This is a genomic window from Halorubrum luteum (assembly GCF_054652935.1).
The window spans coordinates 1,973,051-1,988,759 of sequence record NZ_BAAIGT010000002.1; the positions used below are offsets into that span (position 1 = coordinate 1,973,051).

Annotated in this window: 17 protein-coding genes; 7 read left to right on the forward strand and 10 right to left on the reverse strand. The window is 66.7% G+C overall.

Translation table 11 applies throughout. The annotated features are described in order from the left end of the window. The first annotated feature begins 143 nt into the window (after positions 1-143). The 5 genes from ACYQ0R_RS09730 (at position 144) to ACYQ0R_RS09750 (ending at position 3,328) form a co-directional block, all read left to right on the forward strand. The gene (locus ACYQ0R_RS09730) at positions 144-1,208 is read left to right on the forward strand and encodes an AIR synthase family protein (protein ID WP_459822985.1); all 1,065 of its coding nucleotides are present in this window, start codon (positions 144-146) and stop codon (positions 1,206-1,208) included. A gap of 73 nt (positions 1,209-1,281) precedes the next feature. Further along, positions 1,282-1,659, forward strand: coding sequence for a helix-turn-helix domain-containing protein (locus tag ACYQ0R_RS09735; protein ID WP_459822988.1), 378 nt, complete (start codon positions 1,282-1,284; stop codon positions 1,657-1,659). A 2-nt stretch (positions 1,660-1,661) separates the two neighbouring features. Further along, positions 1,662-1,934 carry a DUF7521 family protein gene (locus tag ACYQ0R_RS09740; RefSeq protein WP_459822991.1) on the forward strand — a complete coding sequence of 91 codons (273 nt, stop codon included), beginning with the start codon at positions 1,662-1,664 and terminating at the stop codon, positions 1,932-1,934. Positions 1,935-1,998: 64 nt separating this feature from the next. Further along, positions 1,999-2,703 (forward strand): helix-turn-helix domain-containing protein, encoded by a 705-nt coding sequence (locus tag ACYQ0R_RS09745; protein ID WP_459822993.1) that lies wholly within the window; start codon positions 1,999-2,001, stop codon positions 2,701-2,703. A 79-nt stretch (positions 2,704-2,782) separates the two neighbouring features. Continuing rightward, positions 2,783-3,328 carry a DUF1684 domain-containing protein gene (locus ACYQ0R_RS09750; protein ID WP_459822996.1) on the forward strand — a complete coding sequence of 182 codons (546 nt, stop codon included), beginning with the start codon at positions 2,783-2,785 and terminating at the stop codon, positions 3,326-3,328. A 57-nt stretch (positions 3,329-3,385) separates the two neighbouring features. On the opposite strand, the gene ACYQ0R_RS09755 is transcribed toward ACYQ0R_RS09750, so the two are convergent. Further along, complete coding sequence (locus tag ACYQ0R_RS09755; protein WP_459822998.1) at positions 3,386-3,784, reverse strand: DUF7975 family protein; 399 nt, start codon at positions 3,782-3,784, stop codon at positions 3,386-3,388. Positions 3,785-3,916: 132 nt separating this feature from the next. Here ACYQ0R_RS09755 and ACYQ0R_RS09760 point away from each other — a divergent pair, with 132 nt between their 5' ends. Continuing rightward, on the forward strand, positions 3,917-4,288 hold the full coding sequence (locus ACYQ0R_RS09760; protein ID WP_459823000.1) for a winged helix-turn-helix domain-containing protein: 372 nt from the start codon (positions 3,917-3,919) through the stop codon (positions 4,286-4,288). A gap of 36 nt (positions 4,289-4,324) precedes the next feature. Here the strand turns inward: ACYQ0R_RS09760 and ACYQ0R_RS09765 are convergent, their stop codons facing one another. The 9 genes from ACYQ0R_RS09765 to ACYQ0R_RS09805 form a co-directional block, all read right to left on the reverse strand. Further along, positions 4,325-4,858, reverse strand: a complete 534-nt coding sequence (locus ACYQ0R_RS09765) for a DUF7974 family protein (protein ID WP_459823003.1) — start codon at positions 4,856-4,858, stop codon at positions 4,325-4,327. Positions 4,859-4,900: 42 nt separating this feature from the next. Beyond that, complete coding sequence (locus ACYQ0R_RS09770) at positions 4,901-6,217, reverse strand: ABC transporter ATP-binding protein (RefSeq protein WP_459823006.1); 1,317 nt, start codon at positions 6,215-6,217, stop codon at positions 4,901-4,903. Continuing rightward, positions 6,201-7,274 carry an ABC transporter ATP-binding protein gene (locus ACYQ0R_RS09775; protein ID WP_459823008.1) on the reverse strand — a complete coding sequence of 358 codons (1,074 nt, stop codon included), beginning with the start codon at positions 7,272-7,274 and terminating at the stop codon, positions 6,201-6,203. The genes ACYQ0R_RS09770 and ACYQ0R_RS09775 overlap by 17 nt, the downstream gene beginning before the upstream one ends. Further along, positions 7,274-8,344 carry an ABC transporter permease gene (locus ACYQ0R_RS09780; RefSeq protein ID WP_459823011.1) on the reverse strand — a complete coding sequence of 357 codons (1,071 nt, stop codon included), beginning with the start codon at positions 8,342-8,344 and terminating at the stop codon, positions 7,274-7,276. The genes ACYQ0R_RS09775 and ACYQ0R_RS09780 overlap by 1 nt, the downstream gene beginning before the upstream one ends. A gap of 2 nt (positions 8,345-8,346) precedes the next feature. Further along, positions 8,347-9,297 carry an ABC transporter permease gene (locus tag ACYQ0R_RS09785; protein ID WP_459823013.1) on the reverse strand — a complete coding sequence of 317 codons (951 nt, stop codon included), beginning with the start codon at positions 9,295-9,297 and terminating at the stop codon, positions 8,347-8,349. A gap of 45 nt (positions 9,298-9,342) precedes the next feature. Continuing rightward, positions 9,343-11,040: an ABC transporter substrate-binding protein gene (locus ACYQ0R_RS09790; protein ID WP_459823015.1), complete on the reverse strand. Its 1,698-nt coding sequence runs from the start codon at positions 11,038-11,040 to the stop codon at positions 9,343-9,345. A gap of 411 nt (positions 11,041-11,451) precedes the next feature. Continuing rightward, on the reverse strand, positions 11,452-11,865 hold the full coding sequence (locus ACYQ0R_RS09795; RefSeq protein ID WP_459823018.1) for a universal stress protein: 414 nt from the start codon (positions 11,863-11,865) through the stop codon (positions 11,452-11,454). Between the two features lie 63 nt (positions 11,866-11,928). Continuing rightward, positions 11,929-12,150 (reverse strand): hypothetical protein, encoded by a 222-nt coding sequence (locus ACYQ0R_RS09800; RefSeq protein WP_459823021.1) that lies wholly within the window; start codon positions 12,148-12,150, stop codon positions 11,929-11,931. Positions 12,151-12,202: 52 nt separating this feature from the next. Beyond that, complete coding sequence (locus ACYQ0R_RS09805) at positions 12,203-13,642, reverse strand: oxidoreductase (RefSeq protein WP_459823024.1); 1,440 nt, start codon at positions 13,640-13,642, stop codon at positions 12,203-12,205. Positions 13,643-13,719: 77 nt separating this feature from the next. Here ACYQ0R_RS09805 and ACYQ0R_RS09810 point away from each other — a divergent pair, with 77 nt between their 5' ends. Then, positions 13,720-14,853, forward strand: coding sequence for a S1C family serine protease (locus ACYQ0R_RS09810; protein WP_459823027.1), 1,134 nt, complete (start codon positions 13,720-13,722; stop codon positions 14,851-14,853). The last annotated feature ends 856 nt before the right edge of the window (positions 14,854-15,709 follow it).

The window sequence follows — 15,709 nt, forward strand, 5'->3', positions numbered from 1 at the left end:
AAGAGATCGAACTGACCGACGATCGATCAGGGCGGTAGCGGGTCCTTGAGGGTGGTGAGCGACGTATGCCCGGGACCGCTCGCACGGATCGGCTGTCCCGGCGGGACGGAACGTCTTTATTGGGTCGGCGGGAGGGCAACCACATGGGGTCGGGAAAGATCGGGCGACGGTTCTTCGAGGAGCGGATCCGACCGCGGCTCGGAGCCGACCGCCCGGACGTGACGCTCGGACCGGCACACGGCTGCGATTTCGGCGTGATCGAGCCAGGACGTGAGAGCCTCGACCGGTCGAACGACGACCGGCCGGGTACGGACCGTCGGCACGCCGATCTGGACGCGGTCGTCGTCGCTACGGATCCGATCTCCGTGTTGCCGTCGCTGGGCTACGACCGGGCGGGTCGATTCGCGCTCCACATCGCGCTGTCCGACGTGGCGGTGTCGGGCATCCCCCCGTCACACCTCTCGATCGCGTTCGCGTTACCGACCGATTTCGACGATGCGGCGTTCACGGCGCTCTGGACCGCGATCCACGAGGAGTGTGACCGACTCGGCATCGCGGTGACGACGGGACACACCGCGCGCTATCCCGGTGCCGAACTCCCGTGGGTCGGCGCGGCGACGGTGCTCGGGATCGGCTCGCCGGAGCGGATCGTCCGACCCGACGGCGCGCGCCCGGGCGACAGCCTCGTGGTCACCCGAGGGCCCGCCGTGGAGGCAACCGGGCTGTTCGCGTCGCTGTTTCCGGACGCGATCGACCGTCCCGCGGAGACGGTTGCGACCGCACAGCGTCGGCTCGACGACGTTCGGCTGGTCGAGGACGCGCTCGCCGCTTGCGAGGCGGGAACGGTCCACGCGATGCACGACGCCACCGAGGGTGGACTGCTCGGGGCGCTCCACGAGACGGCGAGCGCCTCCGGCGTCCGGTTCGTCGTCGATAGCGACTCGGTGCCGGTCGCGCCGGGCGTCAACGCCGTCTGTGAGGCGCTCGGGATGGACCCGTGGCGGGCGACGACGTCGGGAACGCTTCTCGCGTCGGTCGCGCCGGCCGATGCCACGACTGTCGCGGAGACGCTCCGGAGTCGAGGGACGCCCGCGGCGGTCGTCGGGTCAGTCGCGTCCGGGTCGGGCGTGCTCGTCGACGACGAGGAGACGTCACCCCCCGAGGGAGACGCCTCCTGGCCGGTGTACGCCGAGCTGTCGTCGGCGTGAGCGCGTACGGCCCGATTCGGGCCCGTCACCGGAAAATGAACGTTTTAAGCCCCGGGAGTCGGAACGCCAGTGCATGGTGCGGAACCCGTCACACGACGAGGAGCCGCCGTCGACGCAGGAGGTGGTGGACGCGCTTGCGGACGAGGCCGCACAGCGTTTCGTTGCTGCCCTCTCCGAGCCAAAGACGGCGAGTGAGCTCTCCGAGGAGTGTGACGTTCCGCTGTCTACGACCTACCGAAAACTCGAGAAACTCACGGACGCGTCGCTGCTAGAGGAGTCGACGGAGATCCGGCGCGACGGACAACACACCACGCGGTACGCGGTCGCGTTCGAGGATGTGACCGTTACCGTCGACGACGACCGCGAACTGGCGGTCGAGTTTACGCGTCCCGACCGGACACGGGACGAGCGACTGGCCGAGCTCTGGTCCGAACTACGGGAGGAAACATAACAATGCACGTCGAACTCGTCATCATCGGTGTAAAGACCGCCATCCTCCTTTTGGGTGGTAGCATCACCTACTACGCGCTGAGCGCGTACTCCCGGACCGGCGACCCGTCGCTTCGGGCGCTCGGGGTCGGGTTCGGGATCGTCACCGTTGGCGCGCTCGTCGGCGGCGTCTCCCACCAGTTCCTCGGCGTCGGGCTCACGATCGGAGTCGCGATCGACAGCACGCTGACCGCGATCGGATTCGGCGTGATCGTCTACTCGCTGTACGTCGACTGATGTCGACGGTCGACGTACCCCGTTTTCGGTAGCCTTTTGCGGCGCTCTCGCCATAGTTTGCCCGATGAGCGAGACCGCACGCGAGGAGCTCTCACGGCGGATCGCCGGCGAGATCACGTTGAGCGACGATCCCGGTGCGACCTTACGAAAGTGGCGGACGGACTTCGACGTCTCACAGACGGAGCTGGCCGACCAGCTCGGGGTCTCCTCGTCGGTCGTCTCCGACTACGAGAGCGGTCGCCGCGAGAGCCCCGGGATCGGGGTGGTGCGGCGAACGGTCGACGCGCTGCTCGATATCGACGAGCAGCGTGGCGGCGGACGGCTCAGACAGTACGCCCGCGTGCTCTCGGCCGGCTTCGAGAGCGACATCGTCCACGACCTCCGAGAGTACTCGACGGCGATCCCCTTAGCGGAGTTCTACGAGGCGATGGGCGCGACCGAGATCGTCCGCGGCGACCAAGACCACGTCAACGGCCACACGGTGATCGATTCGATACAGGCGATCACGCGGCTCTCCAGCGACGAGTTCTACCGGCTGTACGGCCAGTCGACGAACCGCGCGCTCGTGTTCACCCGAGTCACCCGCGGCGAGTCACCGCTGGTCGCGATGCGCGTCGTCAGCCCCACGCCGAACGCCGTGCTCTTGCACGGGATCGACGCCGACGACCTGTGGGAACACGCCGGCGATCTCGCCCGCGTCGACGGGTTCTCTCTCGCGACCTCCACCCGGGATCTGGACGACTGTCTGGCCGATCTCCGGGAGCTGTAGCTCGCTGCGTCGCGGATACACTCCGCCCGTCCCTCACGGAACCGGACGGCTGAAACCGCTGGCGTGTCTCCGTGTCGGTATGACGAGCGATTACGTCGACCGCCTTCGTGCGAACCGGCGCGAGAAGGACGAGTTCTTCGCCGAGCATCCGCAGTCGCCGATCCCACCGGAGCATCGCGAGGCGTTCGACTCCCTCGAGTATTTCGAGCCGGACCCGGCGTATCGGGTGGACGCGACCGTCACCGTGCATGACGAGCCCGACCCCGTCGAGATGGAGACGACCGCGAGCAACCCGGTCAGATACCTCCGGATCGTCACGTTCACCTTCGAGTTCGACGGGACGGAACACACTCTTGCGGGCTACCGACAGGAAGGAGACGACGGCGCGATCTTCGTCCCGTTCCGCGATAAGACGACTGGACAGGAGACGTACTACCAGGGTCGATACATGGAGCTTGAGCCGGAGTCGGAGCCGGCCGACGGCGACGTCGTCACGATCGATTTCAACCTCGCGTACAACCCGTTTTGCGCGTACAGCGAGACGTTTTCGTGTCCGCTCCCACCCGAGGAGAACTGGCTGGAGACGACCGTGACGGCCGGAGAAAAAACGCCGACGTTCGAGTGAGTCGGCGGCCGCGTTCGAGTGAGCTAGGCGATGTTCGATCGAATCGGACGGCGGCTTTCAGACCTGTGTCACCCACGCCCGGTACTCCGGCTCGAGTTCGTACACGTCCCGGAACGCGCGTTCGATGAACCCCGCCACTCGGTTCGCGTCCGAGCGCGCGGAGACGACCGCGTTGGTGCCCTCGGCTTCGTCCGGACTCACCAGGTCGTCGATCCGAAACTCCGGGAACTCTCCCAGAAGTGTTTTTAACCGTTCCAGCTCCTCGTCAGTGCAGTCCATCACGAGCTCCGTCCCCGCGAGCTGTATCCACGGCGGGATCTCTCCTCCGTCCGTGACGTCGCTGTCGGGGTCGATGTCGATCGTCATCACGTCGCTCGACCGGTTCCGATGCGCCGTCGCGGCGTCCGCAAACAGCTTCAAACGCTCCGTCTCGGTTGCTGCGTCGAACCGCGTCATGGCACCGTCTCGGACGCCCGGATCCTTAGCGTGTCCGGTCGGACGCGACACGCGAGCGGAGCTCCCGGTCGAGTATGTGGAACGAGGTCGCTGGACCGAAGTCGTCATACGGTCGGCGGCGGAACTGCGGGTATGACCGATCCGGAGGGTGCGGCGACGGACATCACGCGCCTCGTCGACCAGAACGGCCTCGTGAAACTGTTCGCGAACAGGGTACGAGCACGGATTCTCGCGACGCTGTTGTACGCCGACGAGCCACTATCCGTCGCGCGGATCGCCGACAGCGCCGGGATCACCCGCAGCACCACCCTCGAGGCGCTCGAACGGCTGGAGCGGTTCGATGTCCTCGAACTGGAGGGAACGGGGGTGGACGAGTCGGTGGATGGCGAGATCGACTCACAGGCGTTCGCGGACGCCACGTTCGCGCTCGCGGACGACGACGAGCTGGTCGAGACGGTCAGACGCGTCGCCGAGCTGTCCACGAAACGATACTACGACCCCTGAGATGCTGTAAGGCGGATCCGGATCGACCGGACCCGCTCACTCGATCCGTATCGTCGCCTCGTCGGAGAGTCCGCCGGCGTCCGCCTCGTCGACCGCGAGCCGCACGGTGAGGATGTGCTCGCCCGGCTCCGCCTCTCGCCACTCGTTCGGTCCGACTCGCACTGAGCCGTGCCACCGGCGCGTGAACCGCTTGCGTTCGCCTCGGTCGAACACGAAGGAACCGGTGCGGTCCGGGAGCGGCTCCGGCGTCGTCGACGCCTCCCGACGGCCGTCGACGTGCCACGTCCAGAGCACCGGTGATCGCGTCCGGACGACGACCGGAAACGGGAACGCGTTCCGGAGTTCGACGTGCATCGGCACGGACTCGCCGCGCGCGAACACGCGATCCGGGACGGAAAGATCGACTGCGACACCGCGTCGAACGAGCCAGTCGGGGACGAGCGCCCTGCTCAGCTTCGCGGCTGGCACCGTCCGCGCGGCTCGCGGTTTCGTTTCGCGGTCCCGCTCGCTCGGCCGGTGCGGGTCGTCGTCGTCGCGATCGATCGCCGACGACTCGTAGATGCGCCGCATCGCCGTCGCTTGTGCCGGAACGAAGATAACCCTGTTGGGCGCTCAATCACTTTTGGCGGTGCCGTCATCCGATCCCGCCGGGTCCACGTGGCCGTCGCGATAGCGCGGGTCGAACAGGTGACACGCCGCTCGTCCGTGCTCGATCGGCCGAAGCTCTGGGTTGTAGACGCCACACGGCGTCACGAACTCCGACCCGAGGAGGTCGACGGCGGCCTCTCGGTCTCCGACGACGACGCGATCCAGCGCCTCCGCGAGCACGCGCTCGGCGTCCGGGTCGGAGAGCGTGGCAGGGACATCGTACTCCTCGCGGACCGCCTCGGCGAGTCGATCCGCACCGTTCTCGACCTGCTCTTCGAACGCCGCCACCGGCACCTCGTCGTCTTCGATCCGGGTTTTGAGCGACAGCACCGAGCGCCACTCGCCGTCCTCGAACGCGTACTCCGCCGGGGGGATCACCCGCGGGCAGCGCGTGTGGAACTTACAGCCGTCCGGCGGGTCGATCGGCGACGGAACCGTCCCCTCAAGCAGGATTCGGTCGGCTTCCCAGCGCGGATCGGGCTCCGGAATCGCCGACAACAACGCCTCCGTGTACGGATGCTGTGGCGGCGAGAACAGCTCCTCGGGCGTCCCGATCTCCGCGATCTCGCCGAGATACATCACCGCGATCTCGTCGGCGATATGCTCGACGACCGAGAGGTCGTGCGCGATGAACAGATACGAGATCCCGAGCTCCTCCTGTAGCTCCTCGAGCAGGTTGAGGATCTGCGCCTGCACGGAGACGTCCAGCGCCGAGACGGGTTCATCACAGACGATGAACTCGGGGTCGACCGCGAGCGCGCGGGCGATGCCGATCCGCTGGAGCTGGCCTCCCGAGAACTCGTGTGGATACCGATTGGCATGGCTCGCGTTGAGCCCGACCCGCTCAAGCAGCTCCTTTATCCGGGCGTCGCGCCCCTCCTCGTCCTCCAGACCGTGGATGTCGAGCGCCTCACCGATGATGTCGTTGACCGTGAACCGCGGATTGAGACTCGACTGCGGGTTCTGGAAGATGATCTGCATCTCACGGCGAAGGTCCCGCAGTTCGCTTCCGGACAGCTCCGTGATGTCTCGTCCCTTGAAGTACACCGATCCGTCCGTCGGCTCGACCAGCTGGAGGATCGTTCGACCGATCGTGGACTTACCACAGCCGCTCTCCCCGACGAGCCCGAGCGTCCGTCCCTCCTCGATCTCCAGGGAGACGCCGTCGACGGCTTTCACGTGTTTCTTCCGGCCGAGCAGCCGGTCGATGAAGTCGGCCTCCGACTCGTAGTACTTTTTCAGGTTCTCGATCCGCAGCAGCGGCTCACTCACGGCGATCACCTCCGATATCCGCCGCGTCGACGCCCTCGCGGACGGTCACCTCGTAGTCGAGCCCACCGGACAGCTCGCCGGTGTGCTCGAGACAGGCGGCTGCCTGCTCGGCGTGTTCGGCCGGATTCGCCGGCTCACCGGTGTCGACGTTGATGAGGTCGGGATCGGTTCGGGCACACGCCTCCTCCGCGTACGGACAGCGCGGATGGAAGTTACATCCCGGCGGCATCTCGATCAGGTCCGGCATCCGACCGGGGATCGTCTGGAGGCGGTCGCGGTCGTCACCGATCCGCGGAATCGAGCTCATCAACCCGACCGTGTACGGGTGTTGTGGGTCGTAGTACAGCTCCTCGACGGGAGCCATCTCGACCGGATGCCCGGCGTACATCACCATAACCCGGTCACAGAACTCCGCGACGACGCCCAGATCGTGTGTGATGAGCTGGATCGCGGTGTCGAACTCCTCGGCGATCTCCGCCAGGAGATCGAGGATCTGGGCTTCGATCGTCACGTCGAGCGCGGTGGTCGGCTCGTCGGCGATGATGAGGTCTGGATCACACGACAGCGCCATCGCGATGACGACGCGCTGTTGCATCCCGCCGGAGAACTCGTGTGGGTAGTCCGTGTACCGCTCTCCGGCGTCGGGGATCCCGACCGACTCCAGCGTCTCGATGGCCCGCTCCCGAGCCGCGGACTGGTCCATGTCGAGATGGAGCCGGATCGCCTCCGCGATCTGCTCGCCGATCGTGTACGCCGGGTTCAGCGCCGTCCCCGCGTCCTGGAAGATCATCGCGATCTCGTTGCCGCGCAGCGACCGGACCTCCTCCTCGCTCATCTCGAGAAGGTTCCGTCCTTTAAATCGGATCTCGCCGCTCTCGATCACGCCCGGCGAGTCGATGAGCCGCATGATCGCGAGGCTGCTGACGCTTTTCCCGGCCCCGCTCTCGCCGACGACGCCGAACCGCTCGCCGGCCTCGATCTGATACGAGAGATCGTTCGTCGCCTTCACGACGCCGTCTTCCGTGTAGAACCTGACGTTCAGGCTCTCGACTTCGAGCATCGCCATCAGCGCATCCTCCCCGCGTCCCCTTGCGGGTCGAAGGCGTCACGGACGCCGTCACCGACGAGGTTGATCGCCATCACGAACACGAAGATCGCGAGCCCGGGGAACAGTCCGGCCCACCAGCGCCCGCGTGCCATCGCGTCCTGCTCGACGTTGAGCATGACGCCCCACTCCGCGCTCGCGGGCGAGAGCCCGAGGCCGATGAAGCCGAGTCCGGCCGCGATGAGCACCACGGTCCCAACCGACAGCGTCGCCTGCACGATCACGGGAGCCATCGCGTTCGGCAGGATGTGGCGCACGATCACCGACCGGTCGCGCGCGCCGAGCGCCTTCGCCGCGGTGACGTACTCGTTTTCCTTCACGCTCAAGATTTCGCCGCGGATGATCCGCGCGTACGGCAGCCAGCCGACCGCCACCAGCGCGAGAATCAGCTCCCAGTAGCCGCGTCCGAGAATCGCGATCACCGCGATCGCGAGCACGATGAACGGGAACGCGTACAGCATATCGACGACTCGCATGATCACCTCGTCCACGTAGCCGCCGTAGTAGCCGGCGATCGACCCGAGCGGGACGCCGATGAGCAGCGCGACGGCGACCGCAATAAAGCCGATCGAGAGGCTCCAGCGGCCGCCGTACATCACGCGGGAGAGGATGTCACGGCCCGCCCAGTCGGTGCCGAACAGGTGCAGCCCGGTCTGTTGGAGACTGAACAGATGCTCCGTCGTCGGCGGCTGGTGACCGGTGAGAATATCCTGTGCGGCCGGGTCGGCCGGCGCGAGCGAGATGGGCTGGACCACCTGCCCGGCGAGAATCGGCGACCCGTTCGGCACGGCTATCGGTCTCGCGAACACCGCGACCAGCATCATGACGGCGATCGCGACCGCGCCGAACAGGGCAAGGCGGTTACTCTTGAACCGCTTCCACGCGTAGTGGAGCCGGCCTTTCCCCTCCTCGGCCTGCAGCTCCGGCTCCCACGAGGAGAGCGGCTCGCGGGACTCGACGACCGACGCGTCGAAGCCGGTCACCCTGATACGCCCGCGGTCGGGACTCGTTCGTCTGTCTTCAGTTGCCATGGTTAGTATCGAATACGGGGATCGAGATACGCGTACAACACGTCGGCGATGAGATTCGCGACGATTACCGCGACCCCGATGAGTAAGACGATCCCCTGAATCACCGGGAAGTCACGGTTGCCGACGCGGTCGACGAGGAGCCGTCCGATCCCGGGGTACGAGAAGACGATCTCGACGACGACGGAGCCGCTGATGATAAAGGCGATCTGGATCGCCGCGACCGTCACCACCGAGATCAGCGAGTTCCGGAGCACGTGTTTCCGGACGACGGTTCGCTCCGGAAGCCCCTTCGCGCGTGCCGTTCGGACGTAATCCTTGTCGAGCTCCTCGACCATCGACGACCGCATCAGCCGCATCATCAGCGCGGTCGCTCCGGTTCCGATCGCGATCGCCGGGAGGATCGTGTAGATGATCATGTCGGCGCTCAACAGGCCGCGCTCGGTCGGCGGCAACACCGGGAACAGCCCGAGCCAACTCGCGAACACCAAGATCAGGATCAGCCCGAGCCAGAAGTTCGGCATCGCGATCCCCACCAGCGCGAACACGCGGCTGAACTGGTCGACGATCGTGTTTCGGTAGTACGCCGCCGCGATCCCGGCTGGGATGGCGGTGAGCACCGTCACCGCGAACGCCATCGACCCCATCAACAGCGTGTACGGGAGGCGGTTCATGATCTCCGTCGTCACCGGTCGTCGGGTGATGATCGAGTTACCGAAATCGAGGGTCGCCGCGCCGATGATCCAGTCGATGAACTGGACGTACACCGGCTGGTCGAGCCCGTACTGTGCCCGGATCTCCGCCTCGGTCTGCGGGTCAAGTTCGGTGAACAGTGTGATGAAGTCGATCGGGTCGCCGGGGATGGCGTGGACCATCCCGAAGGTGATGAGCGATACCCCTATCAGAAGCGGGATCGTGAGCAGCGTGCGTTTGAGTACGAATCGTTGGAGACTCATCGAAAGCGTAAGTGCGAATTCCTCGGGGTAGCTGTCGCAGTACGGTTACTGCGGCGGCGACGCGACCTGGTCGAGGTGCGGCTTGTACAGCGCGCAGTAGCGGAAGCTGGAGTTCGGATGGGGGGCCCACTCGTCGAGGCTCTCGAGCGCGCCGGGGTCGAGCACGTCGATCTGGTCGCCCGTCCACATGCTCGCGAACGGCACGTCCTCCGCGAGCACCTCCTGGAGGTCGTGGTAGATCTCCCGCCGATCGTCGACGTCGAGCGTCGTGGCTCCTTCCTCGATCAGTTCGTCGACCTCGTCGTTGCTGTAGAGGTTCCAGTTGAATCCGTCGGGGACGTGGTTTCCCGAGTCGAGCAGCTCCTCGACGTGACCGTTCGGATCGAATCCGCCGGTCCAGCCGATGCCGACGATGTCGGTGCTCTCCGCGGCGCCCTCCGGATCGAGCAGGAACGGGACGAGGTCGTCGAAGGCGCGAACGTCGAGGTCGGCGTCGAACAGGTCGGTGCTATCGAACGTCTGCTGGATGACCTCCATCCACCGCTGGCGCGTCCGGTTGACGTTCGTGATGAACTCGAGCTCGAACGGCGGCTCGATGCCCTCCTCCTCGAACGCCTCCTCGATGAGCTGGAGCCCCTCCTCGGTGTTCTCGCCGACGTACTCGTCGAGCAATCGCTGCTCGTGTGACTCGTCCCAGTAGGGTCCGAGTCCGGGACTGATCGGGCCGCCGAGTTCGGTCGCGTTGTCATCGAACACCGCCTCGATGACGTCCCCTTTCGGCAACAGTCGCGTCATGCCACGCCGGAGCTTCTGGTTGTCGTACGGGGATTCACCAACGGGGAAGGTGATGAAGTCGAAGCCGACCGCCGGCCCGCTCACGACCTCGCCGGTCTCGTCGTCCCACTGTTCGAGCTCGAAGGGGGCCGGGTTGTCGATCATGTCGAGCTCACCGGCGGCCATCGCCTCCTCCTGGGACACCTGCTCGGTGATGATGCGGAACGTCACGCGATCCCACGGAGCCGTGCCGGGGTAGTCATCGCCGTCGTACCAGTAGTCGTCGAACGGGACGAGCACGACGCGGTCCTCCGGCGCGAACTCCTCGAGCACGAACGGCCCGGTTCCGATCGTCTCCTCGTCGAACGGGTGGTCGTCGTCCTGAGGGTTCTCGCTGATCCCGTCGTGGTTCCGCGGCAGGATCGGGACCTCGGTCAGGTCGCTGAGGTACGGCGCACGCGGCTCCTCCGAGCGGAGCTCGATCTCGTAGTCGTCGAGGACCTCGACCTCCGAGATCCACGAGACTGCGGCGTCGTTCGTCGTGCCGCGGGTTCGCTCGATGGAGAACGCGACGTCATCGGCGTCCATCTCGTCGCCGTTGTGGAACTGCACGCCCTCGCGGATCTGGAATCGGATGGTGGTGTCGTCGACCTCCTCCCAGTCCTCGGCGAGCTCCCCGCGGAACTCCCCGAGATCGAACGTCGGTTCGACGAGGTACTCGTACGCGAGCGTCCCGACCGTCGACGCGGAGGTGGCGTCGGCGATCACCGTCGGGTCGAACGTCCCGGGGTTCGCGGCGGACGCCGCGACGAACTCGTTCGCTGCCGGTTCGTCATCGTCGTCGTCAACGTCGTCATCGTCGGTTTCCTCGGGGTCGTCGACGCAGCCGGCTGCGCCGATGACGCTCGCGCTACCCATGGCTGCGAGTACTCGCCGGCGAGTACTTCGTACCGAGTCGTCGGAGTGCATGGCCGGATCGTGGTATCGGTCTGGTAAAAAACATCGTATTTTGCCGCCACGCGTTCGCTCGCACAATGACAATACAACGGTGTATCCGTGGAGGAGAGTGGGATAAACCGTCGTTACACCGGAGTGAACTCTAGCGGTCCGGTGATGCTGGAGGAGAGAATATTGCCTGCTTCGAAAGAGACCCGTCTGAATTGCGGACCGAATATCGTCGATCGGTCGGGGTGGGTGCCGAGAGATCCTTACCCATTCGCTGGGTCGCCGTCAGTTCGTAACCCGTACGCGTGGAGGAGTGTGTTCCCTGAAATCAAGCGAGATCATAAATACTGTCCTGAGACGGGTGCTGGCACAACCGACAGCCACGAGGTGGTGGCGACGCCCGCGGTCTGCGAGGTGGTGGCGACGCCCGCGGCGTCACTCGGCGGACGCGGACTCCATCTCGCGTGGCACGGCAAGCACCGGTCGGTCGCTCCCGCGGATCACCGCTTGGGTGACGCTTCCGAACACTGCCTTCCCTGCGGGAGTCCGTTTTCGTCCCGAAAGGCAGATCACGTTGGCGTCGATCTCGTCTGCGAGAGCGAGGATCTCCTCTGCGGGATCCCCGCTCGCCTCGGCGTGAACGGTATCGACACCGGCCGCCTCAAGCCGCTCTCGTGCTCGACGAACCGCGGAGAGCTGGTTCACCGACGCTCCCTCCGGGTTGTCACGGAACACGTGACAGAGGTGAACGGTGATCTCGTCGTTTACGGCCGGGATGTCGGCGATCGCGTTCGCCTGCGCCAGCGCCCGGCGTTCGTCCTCGTCGATCGCGAGCAACACACGATACATGAGCGACGGTTCGATCGGGTCGGATATAAATGTACGAGACGGGAGCCGGCAGTGGCCAGCGACTCACACCTCCTCACGGGCGTCGATTTCCGTATACATGTACCAGGCGACGGCGTAGACGCCGACGAAAAGCAGGTAGCCGACCACGAGCCCGACGAGTTGGCTATCCCCGAGCCCGCCAGGAAGGATCGCTGACAACACCACGAGCGCGACGGTGAACACGACGAGCGAGAACACGCCGGAGAGCGCGTACACGCCGACGTCCGAGGCGAGTCGGTCCCACACGAGGAGCCGTACGGCCGTTCGATAGATAAACACCCGCCGTCGAGCCGTCCCGCTATCGACGAGGCGGCTCCCCGCCCCCGATCCCGATATCATCGTCGTCCGACTCCCCGCTCGTGGTGGCCGATCGGTCGTATGCGCCGTGTCGACGGAGCTCTCCCGCCCGCTCCAACACCGCTGGCGTGCGGCAGACGCCGGGCTCGCCGGCGGCCTGTGCGACCGCGCAGTTGTTGCAGTTCTCACAGACCACGGCGACGCCGGGATCGACATCGACCCCGAGCAGTCTGGCCGGGAGCTCCGGCTCCGCGTAAAACGGCCGCCCCATTCCGACGAGGTCGGCGTCGGCGGCGAGCGCGCCGTCGAGCTGTGTGCGGTTCCGGAGGCCACCCTCGCACAGCACCGGGACGTCGACGCGGTTGCGGACCCGACTGCAGAGCTCGCGGTTCCATCCGGGCTCGAACTCGTAGGCGAACGATTCGAGCCAGTTGCCGATCGCCACCGCGGCGGCACGAGGCAGCGACCCGAACGTGTCCCGGTAGCCGTCTCTGAATCGCGCGTCACGCCACGCGCGGGCCGGAAACTCGCCGCGGACGACGCTCATATCCCAGAACACGCTCGTTCGGACCGGCACGACCGCGTCGTAGCCGGCGTCGACGAGCCGCTCACACGCACGTATCGCGTCCTCGTCGTTCAGGTGCGGACCGATCCCGGGTAGCGTCGGCCGTTCGGAGGGCATCTTCGTCAGAAGCGGTACGTCGCCGGCGCGGTCGCGAACCTCCTCAGCGACGCGTTCGAGGAACGCGACGCCCGCGCCGACGTCGGGATCGATCCCGAACCGGTCGTCCCGATCGTTGTAAAACGGTGATAGGAACTGCTGGACGATACCCATGTTCGCGCCGGCGATATGTATCGCGTCGTAGCCGGCATCCACCGCGTGCGAAGCGGCTCGGCCGAACTCCCCAGCGAGCTCCGCCACCTCCGCGGTCGTCAGCACGCGAGGGGACAGCTCAAGGAATCCGAGTCGGTCGAGCGCCCGGAGGATCCGCGGCGGTCTGGACACCGCCAGCTGGTCGAGTCCGGGGTTCGCCCGGCGATACGCCGCGTGCCACACCTCCATCGATCGCAGCCCGCCGTGTTCGAGCTGGATCGCGATCTTCGCGTCGTGTGCGTGGATCGCGTCCGTGAGCCGCTCGAGTTCGGACACGAACCCCGGGTCGTGGACGCGGGTCATCCCGGGCGCGGCACAGCCTCCCTCGCCGCGGACGATCGTCGCGCCCTGATGAACGAACCCGGCTCCCGCGGCCGCCGCGGGCTCCAGTTCCGCGATGAGCGTGTCGACCGCATCGTCGTCGTTGCCGGCACACTCGAGCAGGGGTGCACGATACAGTCGGTTCTTCAGTCGGAGTCCGCCGAGGGTAACCGGATCCTCAAGCGTCGGAGCCTCCGACGACGGGGCGTCGTGTGACGTCCGGCGTGCGGTTCCTCGCCCGGCCATGCGGCGTCGTTGGGGCTCACGGGATTTGACGGTTCTCCCGGCCGGGCGTTTAACACGCCACGCCCCGTGGCTCGGATATGAAGCGAACACGACGCGAGCTGCTCGCTGCGGGAGCGGCGGTCGCGGCAACCGCCGGCTGTCTCGCACCGACGGGCGAGGGTGGACGCGTCGGCGTCGACGAGCGAACCGAGTTCGAGCCGCCGGAACGGACGGATCCCGTCCGCGTCGACGACGACGCCGACTACGTGGAGGTGTACGAGACCGTCTCCCCGTCGGTCGCGCGCGTCCAGACGTACGTCGAGGACCCTGAGGAGTCGATCTTCGGGGACGGCGGGGGAGAGGCCGGGCAGGGTACCGGGTTTCGTATCGGCGAGGACTACCTCCTCACGAACGACCACGTGCTTGCCGATCCCGACACCGTTCGCGTGCAGGCGTCGGACGGCTCGTGGCTGGACGCCGCCGTGGCCGGCCGGGACTCGTACAGCGACCTCGCCGTCGTGGAAACGAACGGAACGCTTCCCGGCGGGCCGCTCCCGCTCGCGGAGGAGACGCCGCCGACGGGAACGGAGGTGCTCGTCATCGGCTCGCCGCTCGGACTCGCGGGCACCGCCACGCAGGGGATCGTCAGCGGCCGCAACCGGACGATCCCGGCAGCAGTGACCGCGGTGGGGCAGTTCTCGATCGCCGACGCCGTCCAGACCGACGCCGCGTTGAACCCCGGTAACAGCGGCGGCCCGATCGTCACGCTCGACGGCAACGTGATCGGCGTCGCGACGGCGACACAAGGGGAAAACGTCGGCTTCGGCGTCTCCGCACGGCTCGCCCGCGAGATCGTCCCCGAACTGATCGAGACGGGAAGCTACGACCACTCGTTCATGGGCGTGAGCGTCCTGGAGGTCGAGCCCCTGCTCGCCCGAGCGAACGACCTTCCGGAGGCGCAGGGGGTGTACATCGCCGACGTCTCCGCGGACGGGCCTTCGGCCGGAGTGTTGCGCGGTGCCGACGGCGAGACGACCGTCGAGGGAGCGACGGTTCCGACCGGTGGCGACACGATCGTCGCGCTCGAGGACACGCCTATCCCGACGAACGAGGCGCTCTCGCGATTTCTCGCCTTAGAGACGCGCCCCGGTGATCGCATCGACGTCACCGTGTGGCGGGACGGCGACGAGGAGACGGTGGCGCTGGAACTCGGATCGCGACCCGAACCGTAAACCGGGGTGCGGCAGCGCCCTCGAAGCCAGCTGCCTCCCGACACCAGTGTGTCACAAACCGCTTGTCATGGTGGGTATTCAATGATCGCATACCTGAATCGGCCGTGCGACGCAGCGTGCGTCGTGATCGATACCGGGCGTACGTCGCTCACGAGGATGGATGGTTGGTTTATAAGTGAGTGTGTGGTAGGATTGTCGGCTGTTTATAAGTGAGTCGCGGGAGCGATAGCTCCGCGACGAACGATCTGAAAGCCCCAGCCGGGAGGCGGGCGCACGCTCGCTGCGCGCTTCGGTCGCTCACGTCGTTCGCTCCCTGCAGTGCTTGTGTCGCCTGCGCCCGCCTCCCGGCTGCCCCTTTCAACCCCACCCGACCGCACCGCAACCGCACCTCGCGCCTCCCCAGCCTCGTCGGCGGCTCGCGCGTTCCGCGCTCGCCGCCGCCTCCCTCGCACGCGCTCCTCGCGCCCTAAAAAGGGCGCTCGGAGGCGCGCGCCGACCGCCCGCCGTTACCTGATACATGAATCATGCTCTGCGGTGTGGTTGCGGTGGCGCGCGCCGCGAGCGGGCCTTCGGCCCGTGAGCGAGCGCGCGAGGGAGACCGGAGGGGCCGCCGAGCGGTGCCGGCGGCCCCTCCGGTCGAGGCTGGGGCGGTCCGAGGCTGTGGGGCGGTCGGGTGGGACTGGAAGGGGCAGCCGCGAGGGCGACGCACGGCGACGAAAGCACTGCAGGGAGCGAAGCGACCGAAGCGCGCAGCGAGCCGCGCGAGCCGTCGCGGCTGGGGCTTCCGAGGGAGTCTCCTCTCTACGGCTCACTTATATACCGCTCTTCCTCACATCGAGTGAGCCTTTATAACCAT